We start from the raw sequence: 15,508 nt of genomic DNA on the forward strand, positions 1-15,508 counted from the left end.
AGGGCAAGCCGCTGATGTCATTGTGAAAAGGCAGTCCGTCAGGCGGGGCGGCCCAGCGCATGGGCCACCCGCGAGGCCGGTGCCCGGCCCAGCGCATCGGCAATGAACCAGGCCGTTGCCACCAGGCGGGAGAGATCAATACCGGTCTCCACGCCCAGCCCGTGAAGCAGGTAGGCTACGTCCTCGGTGGCCACGTTGCCGGAAGCGCCCTGCGCATAGGGACAACCGCCCAGTCCGGCCACCGAAGCATCGAAGGTGCGCACGCCTGCGGCATAGGCCGCATGGATGTTGGCCACGGCCATGCCGTAGGTATCGTGGAAATGTCCGGCCAGCCGCTCTACCGGCACTGTCCGCATCACTGCTTCCAGCATCGCCTGCACTTGTCGCGGGGTACCGACGCCGATGGTGTCACCCAGCGACACCTCATAGCAGCCCATGGCGTGAAGCTCCGCGGCCACCTCGGCTACCTTGCGCGGGGCGACCTCGCCTTCATAAGGACAGCCCACCACGCAGGACACATAGCCCCGCACGCGTATACCAGCCTGTTGCGCCCGGTGCATCACCGATTCGAAGCGCTTCAGGCTCTCCGAGATGGTGGCGTTGATGTTCTTCTGGCTGAAGGCTTCGCTGGCGGCGCCGAACACGGCGATCTCGCGCACCCCGGCTTCCAGCGCAGCGTCCAGCCCCCGGTCGTTGGGCACCAGCACCGGGTAGTGCACCGGCCCACCGAGGTCCAGCGTGGCCAGCAGTGCGGCCGTGTCCGCCATCTGGGGCACCCACTTGGGCGAGACGAAGGCCCCGGCCTCAATGGTGGACAGGCCGCTTTCGGCTAACCTCTGCACCAACTCCACTTTGGTGGCGAGCGGAATCACGCCCTTTTCGTTCTGCAGTCCGTCGCGCGGACCCACTTCGACGATTCTTGCCTTGTCCATGCGATGTTCCTGGTCAGCGCGGGATGACCGGCTGGTAGATGTCGATCTGTCGGTCAGGCCGGCCTGGCAGGCAGCGGCCGTCATAACGCTCGAAGACCTCGCGCGGCGCGGCCTGCCACGCCGACGCGGGCAGCCAGTCGCGGTAGATTGCCTGCCATGTGTCGACGATGCCTGCCCGGAAGTCGGCGTCGGTGGCAGCGGGAGGTGTGGTGAAGACGGCGTAGGTGGCCGGCGCCAAGATGTAACGCTCTGCGCCCTCGGGCAGTGGGTGGCCTTCAGGCCACTCCATACCCACCAGATAGTCGAAGCTGCCGGTATAGGGGTCGAAACGGCAGACCACGCCGTACTCCGGAGCGGTCTGCGTGCCGAGCGCTGCCAGCAGCGCGGCCCGATGGTGCTGGCTGTAGTGCTGCCAGAAGGCCGGGATGTCGCGCAGGTTGGCCGAACCGGCCAGCCCGGTGTGTATGGAAAACCCGGCCAGCGTCATGCCGGGGTGTTCGGTAATCTGCGGAGTCATCGTCTGTATCGTCCTCTGTGCCGGGGGCGTCCTCGTCCTCAATCCGCCTCGAAGTCCACGAGTTCGTCGCCATCGCTCACCTGTTCGCCGGGCGCAAAGTAGAGGGCCTTCACCACACCGTCGGCCGGCGCGGCGATGGTGTGCTCCATCTTCATCGCTTCCAGAATCAGCAAGGGCGCGCCACGTGCCACCCGCTGACCGGGCTCGGCCATCAGCGCCACCACCCGGCCGGGCATCGGGGCGCGCAGATGGGCTTCGCCATGGCTGCCGGCCTCGCTGAAAGCATACGGATCCACATGCTCCACCAGCCATCGCTCGCCTTCAGCGAACAGCACCCGCTGTGATCCATGCCGTACCCAGGCGGCATTGCGGCGGTGGCCATCGATCACCGCCGTCAGCCGGGTACCTTCGAGCCGGGCCGTGGCCTGCAGGGTCTGGCCATCCACCTCCAGGGTCAGCGCACCCGGGGTACCGCACAGGACCACCGTATGAGAGTGCTCTCCCTGACGGAAGAGGAAGCGCCGCCTTGCAGGGCCGTTGAGCCGCCAGCCTGCCAAAGACGCGGCGGCTTCCGGGGTATCCGGACCGCTCGCAAGCGCTTCGGCCAAGGCAAACAGTGCCAGTTCTTCGGCACCGGGCGCAACGGGTGGTGGCAGCAGGCTGTCCTGGTGACGTGCGATCAGGCCAGTGTCCACATTGCCGCTGGCGAAGTCCGCATTGGCGACGATGCGACGCAGGAAGCGCAGGTTGGTGGTGACGCCCACTACCTCATAGGCGGCGAGCGCAGCATCCATCTGTTGCAAGGCGGCCTCGCGTGTCTCGCCCCATACGATCAGCTTGGCAATCATCGGGTCGTAGAAGGGGCTGATGCTGTCGCCCTGCAGCACCCCGGTGTCCACCCGTACCTGGTCGGACTCCGCCGGAGGCCGCAAATGCAACAGCGTACCGGTGGCCGGAAGGAAGCCTTTGTCCGGGTCTTCTGCATAGATACGCGCTTCGATGCTGTGCCCGTGGATGGCCAACTGCTGCTGGGTCAGCGGCAGTGGCTGGCCGGCCGCCACTTTGAGCTGCCAGGCGACCAGGTCCTGCCCGGTGATCATCTCGGTAACGGGGTGCTCCACCTGCAGCCGGGTATTCATCTCCATGAAGTAGAAGCGGCCGCTGTCCACATCCATGATGAACTCGACGGTGCCGGCTCCGACGTAGCCCACCGCGCGTGCGGCGGCCACGGCGGCCTCGCCCATGGCGCGGCGGGTTTCGGCTGGCAGGTGCGGGGCAGGGGCCTCCTCCAGCACCTTCTGATGGCGGCGCTGCACCGAGCAGTCGCGTTCAAACAGGTAGACGCAGTCTCCATACTGATCGGCGAAAACCTGGATTTCCACATGGCGCGGTCGGGTGAGGTATTTCTCGATCAGGACCTTGTCGTCACCGAAGCTGGCGCGGGCCTCGCGTTGGCAACTGGCTAGCGCTGCTTCGAAATCGGCACTTTTCCCGACGATGCGCATGCCTTTGCCGCCGCCGCCGGCGCTGGCCTTGATCAGCACCGGATAGCCGATGGCATCTGCCTGCGCCTGCAGGAAGTCCGGTGCCTGCTCGTCGCCGTGGTAGCCGGGCACCAGCGGGACGCGCGCCTTCTCCATCAAAGCCTTGGCAGCAGACTTGCTGCCCATGGCGGCAATGGCCGACGCAGGCGGGCCAACAAAGGCAATGCCCGCCGCCTCGCAGGCGGCGGCAAAGTCCTCGTTTTCCGACAGGAAGCCGTAGCCGGGATGGATGGCTTCGGCACCGCTGGCGTGAGCTACCTCCAGGATACGGTCTGCCCGTAGATAGGATTCGGCTGCCGGTGCGGGACCCAGGTGCCAGGCCTCGTCGGCCAGTTTCACGAAACGTGCATTGGCATCGGCGTCGGAATATACCGCCACGGTGCGCAGGCCCATCGCACGGGCGGTCTTGATGACGCGGCAGGCAATTTCGCCGCGGTTGGCCACCAACAGCGTGCGGAACATCGGCCGTGCACTCTGTGCGCTGGCCGGGGGTTCCGGGTTGGCCGAAGCCGCAGCGGAAGCAATCGGGGTCGGGTAGGCGTGCATCATCGGTTCTCCTGCCAGGCCGGGGGGCGTTTGTCAAAGAAGGCAGCCAGCCCCTCGCGCGCCTCGTCGCCGGCGCGAATGGCAGCGATGCGGCCGGCGGTATGCTCCAGCAACGCGTCGTCCCAAGGCGAGCCCTCGCGCAGTTCCGCCAGCAGTGCCTTGGCTTCGCGGAGCGCGCCGGGCGCGCCCTTGGCCAGCTCTTCGGCGATTTCTGCCACCCGCGAGTCCAGCAATTCTTCCGCCACCAGTTCGTGAACCAGCCCGATCTTGCGGGCAGTGGCAGCCGGAATGCGCTCGGCGGAGAGGAAGTAGCGCCGCGCCTGGCGGGGACCGATGGCATCGGCGACGTAAGGGCCGATGGTGGCCGGGATCAGGCCCAGCCGCACCTCGGTCAGGGCGAACTTGGCGGCATCGGTAGCGATGGCGATGTCGCACACCGCTGCGAGACCCGTACCGCCGGCCATCGCTGCGCCGTGGATGCGGGCGATTACCGGTTTGGCACTGCGGTAAATGGCTTTGAGCATGGTGGCCAGTTTTTGCGCGTCGGCCAGGTTTTCGGCTTCGCTGTAGCCGGCGGCGCGACGCATCCAGTCGAGATCCGCGCCGGCGCAGAAGCTCTTGCCGCGGCCGGCCAGCACGATGACGCGCACGGCTTCGTCGCGGTTGAGCTGGCACACCGCCTCGGTCAGCTCGGCGATCAGCGCTTCGTTCAGCGCGTTGTGCAGTTCCGGGCGGTTCAGCCAGATGGTGGCTACCTTGCCGGTATGTTCGATTTGCAGTGTGGTGTAGCTCATGCCTGCATCTCCAGGAAGTAGAGCACGTCTTCTGGCGAGACCGGATAGTGGGGGTGGTGGTGCCCCTCGCAGAAACCCAATTTGTTCAATAGCGCGGTTGAAGCCAGGTTGCGGCGATCGGCCGTGGCATAGCAGTGCGCGACGTGGCACTCGACGCGCAAACGCTCCAGCATCTGGCGGCAGGCCACGGTGGCGATGCCGCGGCGATGGAAGCGCGAGCCCAGTACGTAAGCGATGTCGGCTGCCGCATCCGGATAGACGGTGGCCTCGACGTAACCCGCAAGCTCACCATCCTCCAGCCTGACTGCCCAGTTCAGCCACTGCTGGCTGCCATCCGGCGAGCGTCGGGACTCCAGTCGTCGCAGGCGGTTGGTGAAAGCTTCGAGATTGTCCGGCGGTGGGCGGTCGATATAGGTATACAGTGCCGGGTCCGCCAGCAGCGGATAAAGCTCGACGGCGTGGTCGGCGGTTTGCGGCTCCAATGTTATGGCCGGGTCGAGTGTGCGCATCATCGACCTCACATCCGGAACACGCCGAAGCGTGTTTGTTCGACCGGCGCGGACAGCGCAGCTTCCAGCGCCAGGGCGAGTACGTCCCGGGTCTGCGCCGGGTCGATCACGCCGTCGTCCCACAGTCGGGCGCTGGCATAGTAGGGGTGACCCTGCTGCTCGTACTGGTCACGGATGGGGGCCTTGAAGGCCTCTTCCTCCTCCTTCGGCCAACCTTCGCCCAGCTGGTCGCGCTTGACCTGGGCAAGGACGCCGGCGGCCTGTTCGCCCCCCATCACCGAGATGCGGCTGTTGGGCCACATCCACAAAAAGCGCGGGCTGTAGGCGCGGCCGCACATGCCGTAGTTGCCCGCGCCGAAGCTGCCGCCGATCAGTACGGTGAACTTGGGCACGCTGGCGCAGGCCACGGCGGTGACCAGCTTGGCGCCGTCCTTGGCGATGCCGCCGTTTTCGTATTTCTTGCCCACCATGAAGCCGGTGATGTTCTGCAGGAAGATCAGCGGAATGCCACGCTGGCAGCACAGTTCGACAAAGTGGGCGCCCTTTAGCGCCGACTCGGAAAACAGGATACCGTTGTTGGCAATGATGCCGACGCGGTAGCCGTTGAGGCGGGCAAAGCCGGTGACCAGTGTGGTGCCATAGTTTTGCTTGAATTCGTCGAAGTCAGAGTCGTCCACCAGGCGGGCGATGATCTCGCGCACATCAAAGGGCTTCTTAGGGTCGGCGGGGATCACGCCGTAGAGCTCCTCCACCGGGTATCGGGGGGACGTGGGTGCGGCTCGGTCCAGACGGCCCTGCTTCTGCCAGTTCAGGTCGGCTACGATGCGCCGGGCAATGGCGAGCGCATGTGCATCGCTCTGAGCCAAGTGGTCGGCCACGCCACTGATGCGAGTGTGCACATCGCCCCCGCCCAGTTCTTCGGCCGACACCACTTCACCGGTAGCGGCCTTCACCAGCGGAGGGCCGCCCAGGAAAATGGTGCCCTGTTCCTTGACGATGACGGTCTCGTCGCTCATGGCCGGCACGTAGGCGCCACCGGCGGTGCAGCTGCCCATCACCACCGCAATCTGCGGAATGCCGGCGGCTGACAGGTTGGCTTGGTTGTAGAAGATACGACCGAAGTGCTCGCGGTCAGGGAACACCTCGTCCTGCAGCGGCAGGAAGGCGCCGCCCGAATCGACCAAATAGACGCAGGGCAGGCGGTTCTCGCGGGCGATCTCCTGCGCGCGCAAGTGCTTTTTCACCGTCATCGGGTAATAGGTGCCGCCCTTTACAGTGGCGTCGTTGGCGACCACCATGCAGTCGATGCCGCTGATGCGGCCGATGCCCGTGATGACGCCGGCGCCAGGCGCTTCATCGTTGTACATGCCGAAGGCGGCCAGTTGCGACAGCTCTAGGAACGGCGCGCCCGGGTCCAGCAGCAAGTCGATACGTTCGCGCGGCAAGAGTTTGCCGCGCGCGATGTGCTTTTCGCGGGCCTTATCACCGCCGCCCAGGGCGGCACGGGCCACTTTTTCCTTCAGGTCCGCCACCAGGGCGCGCATCTTTTCGGCATTGGCCTGGAAGTCGCTGTTCCGGGGCGAGAGGCGGGATTCGATCACGGGCATGATGGGTCCGGTCTCCGTGGGGGGTGCGGGCTGGGCGGCACATGGCCGCCCGCGGGGCTTAGCGGGTTTCCGCCATCAGTTCGCGGCCGATCAGCCAGCGGCGGATCTCGCTGGTTCCGGCTCCGATCTCGTACAGCTTGGCATCACGCAGCAGGCGGCCGGTGGGGTATTCGTTGATGTAGCCGTTACCGCCCAGGCACTGGATGGCGTCCAGCGCCATCTGGGTGGCGCCTTCGGCAGCGTACAGGATGGCGCCGGCGGCGTCCTTGCGCGTCTGGCGGCCTTGCTCGCCACGGTCCAGCGCCTGGCCTACGGCGTACACGTACGCACGGCTGGCGGACAGCTTCACATACATGTCGGCCAGCTTGCCCTGCATCAGCTGGAAGTCGCCGATGGGTTGGCCGAACTGCTTGCGATCAGAAAGATAAGGCACCACCACGTCCATGCAGGCCTGCATGATACCCAGCGGACCGGCCGCCAGTACCGCGCGTTCATAGTCCAGGCCGCTCATCAGCACCTTCACCCCTTCGCCTTCCCGGCCCAGCACGTTCTCGGCCGGTACCTCACAGTCGTCGAAGAAGATGGGGTAGGTGTTGGAGCCGCGCATCCCCAGCTTGTCCAGCTTGCTGCCCGCAGAGAAGCCCTTGAAGCCTTTCTCGATGATGAAAGCGGTGATGCCGCGCGGACCGGCATCCACGTCGGTCTTGGCGTACACCACCAGGGTGTCCGCATCGCCGCCATTGGTGATCCACATCTTGCTGCCGTTGAGCACGTATACGTCCCCGCGCCGTTCAGCGCGCAGCTTCATGCTGACCACGTCGGACCCTGCGTTGGGTTCGGACATCGCCAGCGCGCCCACATGTTCGCCCGACACCAGTTTGGGCAGGTATTTGCGCTTCTGTGCCTCGGTGCCGTTCTTGTGGATCTGGTTGACGCACAGGTTAGAGTGCGCACCGTATGACAGCCCGACCGAGGCGCTGGCGCGAGAGATCTCCTCCATCGCGATCATGTGGGCCAGGTAACCCATGTTGGCGCCGCCGTACTCTTCGGCTACGGTGATGCCCAGAAGCCCCAGTTCGCCGAACTTCTGCCACAGGTCGGCTGGAAAGAGGTTGTCACGGTCGATGTCGGCCGCACGCGGTGCAATCTCGGTCTCCGCAAAGTGACGGACAGTGTCGCGCAGCATTTCCAGCGTATCGCCCAAGTCAAAACGCAGGCTGGTGAACATGGTGTTTCTCCTCTGTAAGCAGGGTTATGGTTTTTATCTTGAATTACGCTTACGTTAACGTCAATAGCGTGTAACACTGCCCCGGCGGGCAGGACAGGGGCTATTCGGCGTGGACCGGTTTGTCGGTCATCTGGTCGATCACGGTCCGGCAATGCTGTTCCAGCATATCGATTTCTGAGAGTACCGCATCAATGTCCCGACGTTGTTCTTCCAGCTGCTGCTTTCGGTCGCTGAGGAGCTGCAGCAGCTTGAGCGACTGACTGGCTTCATCGCGCGCCAGTTCGTAAAGGTCGAGGATCTCGCGGATCTCCGATAAGGAAAGCCCGATGCGCTTGCCGCGCAGGATCAGCTTCAGCCGGGCGCGGTCACGCCGGTTGAAGATGCGCTGCCGTCCTTCGCGCTGAGGTTCGATAAGCCCCTGCTCCTCGTAGAAGCGGATAGTGCGCAGCGTGATGTCGAAATCGCTGGCCAGGTCGGAAATGGTGAAGGTGTCGCGTTCTTGCATGGGAAAGTTCCTGACGATTTCCGGCGATTGTAACGGTTCGGGTGCAGGCATGGTTGCGCAGTCTTGCGCTTACGTTTACGTAATAGTAACTTGAACCGAAAAACAATACATCCACGCATGAATGGAAATGGAGGAGTCGCACCTCATGAGCAGCAACAGCTACGTACACGGCGCCAGCAGCCAGCCACTCATCGGTCAGACCATCGGCCAGTTCTTTGACGACATCTGCCACCGGCACGCACAAAGGGAAGCGTTGGTGGTGCGAGGCCAGTCGGTGCGCTGGACGTATGCCGAGCTTCGCCGGCAAGTGGACAGCCTCGCCTGCGGGCTGATGGCATTAGGGCTCGAGGCAGGTGATCGCATCGGCATCTGGTCGCAGAACAATGTCGAATGGGTGTTAATGCAGTTTGCCACCGCCAAGGCCGGCCTGATCCTAGTCAACATCAACCCGGCTTACCGTCGTGCCGAACTGGAATATGCGCTCAACAAGGTGGCCTGCAAGGCGCTGGTGCTCTCGCCCAGCTTCAAGAGTAGTGACTACCTGGCCATGCTTGGCGATCTGGCGCCGGAACTTGCCAGTGCGGCTCCCGGCCAGCTCGCCGCGGCCCGCCTGCCGGCGTTGCGCTGGGTGATCCGCATGGGGCGGGAGACGAGCCCGGGCATGCTAAATTTCGATGATCTGCTGAACGCGCCGGGGCAAGAGGCGCTGGAGGCGCTTGCCCAGCGGGGCGAGACGCTGCAGTTCGACGAGCCGATCAACATCCAGTTCACTTCCGGCACTACCGGCAGCCCCAAGGGCGCCACACTTTCGCATCACAACATCCTGAACAACGGCTTCTTCGTCGGTGAGGCAATGCGGCTGACCGCCGAGGACCGCCTGTGCATTCCGGTGCCGCTGTATCACTGCTTCGGGATGGTGCTGGGCAACCTGGCGTGCGTTACCCATGGCGCCACGATGGTGTATCCCTCTGAGGCCTTCGACCCGCTGGCGGTGCTGGAAACGGTGGAGGCCGAACGCTGCACCGGACTGCACGGGGTGCCCACGATGTTTATTGCCGTGCTGGACCATCCCCGCTTCGACGAATTCGACCTCTCCAGCCTGCGCACCGGCATCATGGCCGGCAGCCCGTGCCCGATCGAGGTGATGAAGCGTGTGGTGGAGCGCATGCATATGGAGGAAGTGACGATCGCCTATGGTATGACCGAGACCAGCCCGGTCAGCTTCCAGAGCCATACCGATACGCCGGTCAGCAAGAAGGTGTCCACTGTGGGCCTGATCCACCCGCATGTGGAGGTGAAGATCGTGGACCCGGAAGGGCGTATTGTGCCGCGTGGACAAACAGGCGAACTCCTCACACGCGGCTACTCTGTGATGCTCGGTTACTGGGAAGACGAGGCACGCACCCGCGAGGCAATCGATGTGGCAGGCTGGATGCATACCGGGGACCTGGCCACACTGGACGAGTCCGGCTACTGCAACATCGTAGGCCGGGTGAAGGATATGGTGATCCGCGGCGGCGAGAACATCTATCCGCGCGAGATCGAGGAGTTCCTGTACCGACACCCCGATATCCAGGATGTACAGGTGATCGGTGTGCCTGACGAACGCTTCGGTGAGGAGCTGTGTGCCTGGATCCGGGTGCGCGAGGGGGCGTCGCTGGATGCGGACGGCGTGCGGGCCTTCTGCCAAGGACAGATCGCGCATTACAAGATTCCGCGCTACATCGAGTTCGTCAGCGATTTCCCGATGACCATCACCGGCAAGATTCAGAAGTTCGTCATGCGTCAGCAGATGAAGGAGAGGCTGGGGCTGGAGGAAAGCCGTACCGCCTGAGGCCGGTTTCGACCAGGCGCTGCAATGCCCCGGCCTGTGCCGGGGTTTTTCGCTACAATGCGCCACAGTGAATGATCCGAAGGAAACTCCCATGACTGCTGCCGCTTTTGACGATGCCGACCTCACCCGCCTGGAAACCCTGCTGACACCGCTCTCGCAGGCGGGCAGCACCATGCGCCCCGACGAGGTGCAGGGCTTTTTCGTGGCCCTCGCCAGCGGGCCCGACACCCTGGCACGGGAGGACTGGTTGTCCGAGGTGCTGGGCGATGCGCCGGCTTTCGAGAACGAGAGCGAGCGCGACGAGCTGGCCGCCTTGCTGCAGAAGCTGTACGACCATACCGCTGCCGAACTTGCGGCAGGCCGCATGCCGGAGATGATCCTCTACGCCGAGGAAGACAGCGAGTCCCCCGATTTTTGGCCTTGGTGCAATGCTTACCTGTACACCCTGGACGTGGTACCCACCGACTGGTTCGAAAAAGCCGATGATGAGGGCTTCGAGGATCTGCTGATGCCGTTGATGGCGCTAGGCGGCATGTTCGAGGAAGAGGACGGCAAGGTGCTGATGGAGTTCAGCGAGGACGAGCTGGAAGGATTCCGTGAGGAACTGCCGGAGGCGGTCCTGGCGGTCTATCAGTACTGGCGTGCCAAGATGCAGGCACCCAAAACGGTACGCCGTACCGCCGGCAAGGTTGGCCGAAACGATCCCTGTCCCTGCGGCAGTGGCAAGAAGTTCAAGGCCTGTTGCGGCGAGTGACCCGCTGGGTATTTGCAGGCACGAACCCGCCCGAAGGCGGGTTTTTCATTGTCTGCGGGCCGATGCTAGGGGTTGAAGTAGGCCTGTCGGGCCAGTTCCCGTCCGCTCATGTCACTGATGAGGATATCCACCCGTACCGTGCCGCCCGGCGCATAGCTCAGCAGCCCCAGCGGGGTGGGTACTCCCGTGGCGGGTGTCGGGACGATGCCGCTTTGCTGCGAACGGTTGCGATTCCCGGTTTTCTCCTGTTCCAGCGTGACCTGGTAGCGGATTGGAGTGGCGTCCTCTGCGACCCAGGCCGGGGAAAGCAGCCGCTGCCCCGCCTGATCCTTGGCGTTCAGTACGATCATGCCCTGTCCTTGAGCCGTGCCGGCGAAAAGCGCCAGCGCGCATGCCAGTTTCTTGCCTGTCTTCATGATGTAAACGGGGGAGCATGCTCCCCCGTTCCTCGCTTGGGCTAAAACTTAGTTCTGGGTGACGGTAGCCACGTTGCCGGCGCCGCCTGCCTGCGTCACCGTCGCGGTGTGGCCAAGGCCGCCCTGGGTGATGGTAGCCACGTTCAGGTTGCTGCCGGTGCCCGTGCCGGTCTGGTTGACCAAGGCATAGTGCAGGCTGCCGGTTTGGGTCACGTAGGCTTCGTTGAAGCGACCGCTCTGGTTGACATCGGTCACCATGGCCAGACCGTCCTGCAGCACCACAGCCTTACCGTAGGCGAGGTTGTTCTGGTTGATGCCGGCAAGGTTGGCCGAACCCTTCTGGGTAACAGTGGCTTCGCTGTCATAGGCCGCCTTCTGGGCAATGGTGGCCTTCTGGGCGTTGCCGTCCTGATCGATCAGCGCGGTGGTGTAGTCGCTGACGTTGGTCTGGCTGATCTGGGCATCATTCAGGTTGCCCTTCTGGTTGATGGTGGCCTGCGAGTTCCAAGAATCATCCTGGAGGATCTTGGCGGTCAGACCCACGCCCTTGCCTTGGTTGATGGTGGCCTGCGAGTTGAGGCTCACGTTCTGCACGATGTCGGCGCGGCTTTCATCGGCGTTCAGCTGCTGGATGGAAGCGGTCTGCAGGTTGCCCGTCTGGGTGATGGTGGCTTCCTTGAAGCCGTTGGTGGGCGAGAAGTCGTCCGCGTCATCCTGCTTGATGGCGGCCTTGTTCAGGTTGCCGGTCTGCAGCACTTGGGCCTCGGCGTTGTACGACCACTTCTGATCGATATCGGCGGTGTTGCCTTCGCCCTTCGAAACGATCTCGGCCCACATCTTGATGTTGTCGGTATCGGTCTGCTTGATGGAGGCTACGTTGTTCAGGCCGTCCTGCCGGATCGCGGCTTCGGCGTTACCGGCGTCCACTTTCTGGGTGATGGTGGCCTTGTTACCGTCCTGCTTCTGCTCTACGGCAGCTTTGGCTTTCGGCGCATCGTTCTGGTCGATGGTGGCCTGGTTGCGGTTACCAAGCTGGGTGCTGGTGGCGTTGGCCAAGGTGCTGCCCGTCTGGGTGATGACCACGTTGTTGGCATCGCCTTCCTGATAAGCGGTGGCAGCGCTGCCGGCTGCGTGGGCTGCGGTGGCGCCGAAGGCGAGCGATACGGCAAGAGCGATGGTGTTCAGGCGTTTCATATCATTCTCCAGGGACTGCGTTGAAGTTAGGGCAACCGATCAGGGCATCTGGGTAATGTTGACGACCTGATTGCTGCCTTGCTGCCAAACGGAGGCGATCCCCCCCGTTCCAAACTGGGTGATGTTCACAAGGTTGTTGGTACCGTTCTGTGAGACCAGCGCAAAGTTGAGCAGGCCCTGCTGCTGGATGTGTGCTTCGTTGCCCTGTCCCACCTGCAGGAGGCCGGCCACATTGCCGTGGCCGCTCTGGAGCACGGTGGCCAGATTGGCCTCGCCCGTTTGACTGACGGCCGCCGCGTTGCCCAGCGCGGCTGGGGCCGGGGCGGTATAGGCTGGGGGCTGCAGGCGCAGCTCTTTCAGCAGGGCCTCTTCGGCCGGACCTCCTGCCCAGGCGGTGGCAGCCATAAGCGTCAGCAACATCACGGCAACTTTCATTTGGCATCGTGCTCCCTGTGGTTGCCTGCACTATCGGCGACGCCCGGGGTTTTTCCTATCGCTGCAAAGCCTGAATTTGCAACAGCGCGTTTTCCCACCTATTACTGATTTTTCATTGGCTTACATTGCAGAAGCGGCTTTTTGAGCTAATCCGGTGAGGGGTACGTAGAACTACGGATAGACACTGTCATAAACGCTGACGATGATGGGCGCGCCTATAAGCAGGACTTATAAAAACACTTGAAAGAGCGGATTAATGCTTTTTTCGTAGACGGGAAACGGAACACAGGGAGAGAGGATTGATGGGCTATGCAAACCATGTAGGGAGAATGCAATGAAAAACGTTGTGTTTCTGGTGGACCACCCCTCCACGCAGGACGACCTCCTGACTTCGGTCATCGAAGCCAAGCTTGGTGTGCACTGCAGCATCCAGCCCCTGAGCCAGATGACCGCGGACCGTACCCTACGGGAAGCCGCCCTCTTGGTGATGGATGCTTCCGGCATCACCGGGGCTACGCTGCCGCAGAGAGTGGACCTCCTCAGCCTGCCGCAGGATGGACCGATGGTGGTTCTGGTGAACGTACCGGCCGAGGCACCGCTGGAACAACTGGCCCTGCGCAACAACGTACGCGGCATCTTTGTCGGTGCCTGCAGTCCCGACACCCTGATCAGAGGGATCGCACGCATGCTGGAAGGCGAGTACTGGCTGCCGCGCGAGGTGCTGCAAGCCTGCTTTGACAAGTACCGCAATCAGATGCTGACCCGGTGCGTGGACGAGGCGTTGCCAGCCCTGACGCGCAAGGAAGTGAAGACCCTGCGCCTGATCGCCCAGGGACTTTCCAACCAGGCTATTGCCGATCAGCTGTTTGTCAGCACCCACACCGTCAAAACCCATATCTACAACCTGTATCGCAAGCTCAACGTCAACAGCCGCTCGCAGGCGGTGCTGTGGGCGCTGCGCCACTTGGGAAGCGAGTTGGCAAAGCCCGAGGTCAAGCATGAACGGCACTAGTGCCGTCCTCGGGCTATGCCTGCTCACCGTGGCCCTGCAGCCTGTGCAGGCGGCGGAGGAGGCACTGGCCAGCCACTGGGTGACCGACCGCACGGTCTCGGCCATGGGCAAGGATTTCTTCCGTCGCTTCGAGGCCGGCTGGCAGGAGGAGGTGTTGCCGCGCGAAGTGGCGATTTCCGTGGTGGAACGTCCGTCGGCCCGCTGGGGCAACCTGGTGCAGGTGGAATACGGGCAGTACCTGCTTTATCGCGGCGTGCTCAGCCAGACACGCCGCTGGACGATCGAGAGCCTGGCCGAACAGGCCGTACCGGCCGCTGCGCAGCGGCTGACCGAACTGATCCTGCTGTCCCGGTACGAAACCGACCTGGGCAAGGACGAATTTTAGGAGAGGGCTTCATGAAAATGCTTGCAGCGGTACTGGGGTGCCTGGCGTGCAGTGCCGGCGCCACCGAACTCGTGTTCACACCGGTCAACCCCTCGTTCGGTGGCAGCCCGCTCAATGGCAGTTGGCTGCTCGGCAGCGCCCAAGCCCAGAACGACTACAAGGACCCATCCCTGCCTTCTTACGGCTCTCGCTCGTCCAGCCAGTCCTCGCTGGACCGTTTCAACGAACGCCTGCAGATGACCATCCTTGACCGGCTGGCCAGCAGCGTGTCGAGCAACATCATCGACACCAGTGGCAACTTCCATCCGGGCGAGATCGACACCGGTGCCTTCCACATTGTGGTGCAGGACATCGGCAACGGTATGGTGCGGGTAACCACTACCGACAAGTCCACCGGGGCCACCTCGGTGTTCGAAGTCAGCAACCGCCTGTAAAGGGAGAGCCCTTTGAAACGATTGCTCATGATGCTGCTTGCTGCCGGCCTCGTGTCCGGCTGCGCCACGCTGGACCCCAACAAGGGCAAGCCCGCTGCAGTGGGCGAGGACGCTCCGGTGCTGACCCCGATGTCCTCCACGCACAAGGATCTGCTTAACCTGCCGCCGGCCCGCGGCCCCATCGTGGCGGCGGTTTACAACTTCCGTGACCAGACAGGACAGTTCAAGCCCACCGCGGACAGTTCTTACTCCACCGCTGTGACGCAGGGCGCCACCTCAATGCTGATCAAGGCCATGCTTGACTCGGGCTGGTTCGTGCCGGTGGAGCGCGAAGGGCTGCAGAATCTGCTGACCGAGCGCAAGATCATCCGCTCTACCGAAGAAAAAGGGGTGGCCCCGGTGGAACTGCCCAACCTGATGGCAGCAGGCATCCTGCTCGAAGGCGGGATCATCGGCTACGAGACCAACGTGAAGACAGGCGGCGGTGGGGCGCGCTATCTGGGAATCGGGCTGTCCGACATGTACCGGACGGACCAGGTCACGATCAACCTGCGAGCGGTGGACATTCGCTCGGGCCGTATCCTCAGCAGCATCTCCACTACCAAGGCTATCCTCTCGTACAAGCTCAGCGGCGACGTCTACAAGTTCATCAAGTTCAAGAGCCTGCTGGAACTGGAGGCAGGCTATACCCGCAACGAGCCAGTGCAGCTGTGCGTGCAGGACGCGATCGAGGCCGGGCTGATCTACCTCATCACCAAGGGGATCAAGGACAACCATTGGACCTTGCGCAACAATGTCGACCTGCAGTCGCCAGTGCTGCAACGCTACCTGCAGGAGCTGGTAGCCCCCGCAGCCTGAGCAC

General features: G+C 63.4%; 17 protein-coding genes. 6 read left to right on the forward strand and 11 right to left on the reverse strand.

The annotated features are described in order from the left end of the window. Positions 1-38 precede the first annotated feature (38 nt). The 8 genes from EV669_RS02380 to EV669_RS02415 all read right to left on the reverse strand — a co-directional run bounded on the left by EV669_RS02380 (position 39) and on the right by EV669_RS02415 (position 8,182). Positions 39-932, reverse strand: a complete 894-nt coding sequence (locus tag EV669_RS02380) for a hydroxymethylglutaryl-CoA lyase (protein WP_132097784.1) — start codon at positions 930-932, stop codon at positions 39-41. A gap of 13 nt (positions 933-945) precedes the next feature. After that, entirely contained in the window at positions 946-1,449 is a 504-nt protein-coding gene (locus EV669_RS02385) for a GyrI-like domain-containing protein (RefSeq protein WP_132097785.1), read from the reverse strand. Between the two features lie 38 nt (positions 1,450-1,487). Then, complete coding sequence (locus tag EV669_RS02390) at positions 1,488-3,542, reverse strand: acetyl/propionyl/methylcrotonyl-CoA carboxylase subunit alpha (protein WP_318271281.1); 2,055 nt, start codon at positions 3,540-3,542, stop codon at positions 1,488-1,490. Then, a complete protein-coding gene (locus tag EV669_RS02395; protein WP_054284986.1) occupies positions 3,539-4,333 on the reverse strand; it encodes an enoyl-CoA hydratase/isomerase family protein in 795 nt (264 codons plus the stop codon). Before EV669_RS02395 ends, EV669_RS02390 begins: the two co-directional genes overlap by 4 nt. Further along, positions 4,330-4,845, reverse strand: coding sequence for a GNAT family N-acetyltransferase (locus EV669_RS02400; protein ID WP_054284985.1), 516 nt, complete (start codon positions 4,843-4,845; stop codon positions 4,330-4,332). The genes EV669_RS02395 and EV669_RS02400 overlap by 4 nt, the downstream gene beginning before the upstream one ends. Positions 4,846-4,850: 5 nt before the next feature. Beyond that, positions 4,851-6,449 carry a carboxyl transferase domain-containing protein gene (locus EV669_RS02405; protein WP_132097786.1) on the reverse strand — a complete coding sequence of 533 codons (1,599 nt, stop codon included), beginning with the start codon at positions 6,447-6,449 and terminating at the stop codon, positions 4,851-4,853. Positions 6,450-6,507: 58 nt separating this feature from the next. Continuing rightward, entirely contained in the window at positions 6,508-7,677 is a 1,170-nt protein-coding gene (locus tag EV669_RS02410) for an isovaleryl-CoA dehydrogenase (RefSeq protein ID WP_055433583.1), read from the reverse strand. 100 nt (positions 7,678-7,777) lie between these two features. Next, positions 7,778-8,182 carry a MerR family transcriptional regulator gene (locus EV669_RS02415; protein WP_132097787.1) on the reverse strand — a complete coding sequence of 135 codons (405 nt, stop codon included), beginning with the start codon at positions 8,180-8,182 and terminating at the stop codon, positions 7,778-7,780. Between the two features lie 145 nt (positions 8,183-8,327). Between EV669_RS02415 and EV669_RS02420 the strand changes: the two genes are divergently transcribed. Together EV669_RS02420 and EV669_RS02425 are read left to right on the forward strand one after the other, a co-directional pair. Continuing rightward, positions 8,328-10,016, forward strand: coding sequence for an AMP-binding protein (locus EV669_RS02420; RefSeq protein WP_132097788.1), 1,689 nt, complete (start codon positions 8,328-8,330; stop codon positions 10,014-10,016). Between the two features lie 91 nt (positions 10,017-10,107). Beyond that, entirely contained in the window at positions 10,108-10,770 is a 663-nt protein-coding gene (locus EV669_RS02425) for a YecA family protein (protein WP_132097789.1), read from the forward strand. Positions 10,771-10,835: 65 nt separating this feature from the next. Here EV669_RS02425 and EV669_RS02430 read toward each other — a convergent pair whose 3' ends face one another. The 3 genes from EV669_RS02430 to EV669_RS02440 all read right to left on the reverse strand — a co-directional run bounded on the left by EV669_RS02430 (position 10,836) and on the right by EV669_RS02440 (position 12,815). Further along, positions 10,836-11,120: a hypothetical protein gene (locus tag EV669_RS02430; protein ID WP_132097790.1), complete on the reverse strand. Its 285-nt coding sequence runs from the start codon at positions 11,118-11,120 to the stop codon at positions 10,836-10,838. A 114-nt stretch (positions 11,121-11,234) separates the two neighbouring features. Next, positions 11,235-12,380 (reverse strand): hypothetical protein, encoded by a 1,146-nt coding sequence (locus EV669_RS02435; RefSeq protein WP_054284979.1) that lies wholly within the window; start codon positions 12,378-12,380, stop codon positions 11,235-11,237. A 39-nt stretch (positions 12,381-12,419) separates the two neighbouring features. Continuing rightward, complete coding sequence (locus tag EV669_RS02440; protein ID WP_055433585.1) at positions 12,420-12,815, reverse strand: hypothetical protein; 396 nt, start codon at positions 12,813-12,815, stop codon at positions 12,420-12,422. Positions 12,816-13,149: 334 nt separating this feature from the next. Between EV669_RS02440 and EV669_RS02445 the strand changes: the two genes are divergently transcribed. Genes EV669_RS02445 through EV669_RS02460 form a run of 4 tightly spaced genes read left to right on the forward strand, consistent with a single transcriptional unit; the run spans position 13,150 to position 15,504 of the window. Further along, positions 13,150-13,827, forward strand: a complete 678-nt coding sequence (locus tag EV669_RS02445) for a helix-turn-helix transcriptional regulator (RefSeq protein ID WP_132097791.1) — start codon at positions 13,150-13,152, stop codon at positions 13,825-13,827. Then, positions 13,814-14,212 carry a CsgE family curli-type amyloid fiber assembly protein gene (locus EV669_RS02450; RefSeq protein ID WP_054284976.1) on the forward strand — a complete coding sequence of 133 codons (399 nt, stop codon included), beginning with the start codon at positions 13,814-13,816 and terminating at the stop codon, positions 14,210-14,212. The genes EV669_RS02445 and EV669_RS02450 overlap by 14 nt, the downstream gene beginning before the upstream one ends. Before the next feature lie 11 nt (positions 14,213-14,223). Then, positions 14,224-14,646 carry a curli assembly protein CsgF gene (locus tag EV669_RS02455; RefSeq protein ID WP_055433588.1) on the forward strand — a complete coding sequence of 141 codons (423 nt, stop codon included), beginning with the start codon at positions 14,224-14,226 and terminating at the stop codon, positions 14,644-14,646. 12 nt (positions 14,647-14,658) lie between these two features. Beyond that, positions 14,659-15,504, forward strand: coding sequence for a CsgG/HfaB family protein (locus EV669_RS02460; RefSeq protein WP_207913763.1), 846 nt, complete (start codon positions 14,659-14,661; stop codon positions 15,502-15,504). The last annotated feature ends 4 nt before the right edge of the window (positions 15,505-15,508 follow it).

Source organism: Gulbenkiania mobilis, from assembly GCA_004346645.1.
Classification (GTDB): domain Bacteria; phylum Pseudomonadota; class Gammaproteobacteria; order Burkholderiales; family Chromobacteriaceae; genus Gulbenkiania; species Gulbenkiania mobilis.

What these genes read in the sequence shown, in the direction of transcription:
- EV669_RS02380 (WP_132097784.1), bottom strand. Translation starts at nt 932, where the DNA reads ATGGACAAGGCAAGAATCGTCGAAGTGGGTCCGCGCGACGGACTGCAG.
- EV669_RS02385 (WP_132097785.1), bottom strand. Translation starts at nt 1,449, where the DNA reads ATGACTCCGCAGATTACCGAACACCCCGGCATGACGCTGGCCGGGTTT.
- EV669_RS02390 (WP_318271281.1), bottom strand. Translation starts at nt 3,542, where the DNA reads ATGATGCACGCCTACCCGACCCCGATTGCTTCCGCTGCGGCTTCGGCC.
- EV669_RS02395 (WP_054284986.1), bottom strand. Translation starts at nt 4,333, where the DNA reads ATGAGCTACACCACACTGCAAATCGAACATACCGGCAAGGTAGCCACC.
- EV669_RS02400 (WP_054284985.1), bottom strand. Translation starts at nt 4,845, where the DNA reads ATGATGCGCACACTCGACCCGGCCATAACATTGGAGCCGCAAACCGCC.
- EV669_RS02405 (WP_132097786.1), bottom strand. Translation starts at nt 6,449, where the DNA reads ATGCCCGTGATCGAATCCCGCCTCTCGCCCCGGAACAGCGACTTCCAG.
- EV669_RS02410 (WP_055433583.1), bottom strand. Translation starts at nt 7,677, where the DNA reads ATGTTCACCAGCCTGCGTTTTGACTTGGGCGATACGCTGGAAATGCTG.
- EV669_RS02415 (WP_132097787.1), bottom strand. Translation starts at nt 8,182, where the DNA reads ATGCAAGAACGCGACACCTTCACCATTTCCGACCTGGCCAGCGATTTC.
- EV669_RS02420 (WP_132097788.1), top strand. Translation starts at nt 8,328, where the DNA reads ATGAGCAGCAACAGCTACGTACACGGCGCCAGCAGCCAGCCACTCATC.
- EV669_RS02425 (WP_132097789.1), top strand. Translation starts at nt 10,108, where the DNA reads ATGACTGCTGCCGCTTTTGACGATGCCGACCTCACCCGCCTGGAAACC.
- EV669_RS02430 (WP_132097790.1), bottom strand. Translation starts at nt 11,120, where the DNA reads ATGATCGTACTGAACGCCAAGGATCAGGCGGGGCAGCGGCTGCTTTCC.
- EV669_RS02435 (WP_054284979.1), bottom strand. Translation starts at nt 12,380, where the DNA reads ATGAAACGCCTGAACACCATCGCTCTTGCCGTATCGCTCGCCTTCGGC.
- EV669_RS02440 (WP_055433585.1), bottom strand. Translation starts at nt 12,815, where the DNA reads ATGAAAGTTGCCGTGATGTTGCTGACGCTTATGGCTGCCACCGCCTGG.
- EV669_RS02445 (WP_132097791.1), top strand. Translation starts at nt 13,150, where the DNA reads ATGAAAAACGTTGTGTTTCTGGTGGACCACCCCTCCACGCAGGACGAC.
- EV669_RS02450 (WP_054284976.1), top strand. Translation starts at nt 13,814, where the DNA reads ATGAACGGCACTAGTGCCGTCCTCGGGCTATGCCTGCTCACCGTGGCC.
- EV669_RS02455 (WP_055433588.1), top strand. Translation starts at nt 14,224, where the DNA reads ATGAAAATGCTTGCAGCGGTACTGGGGTGCCTGGCGTGCAGTGCCGGC.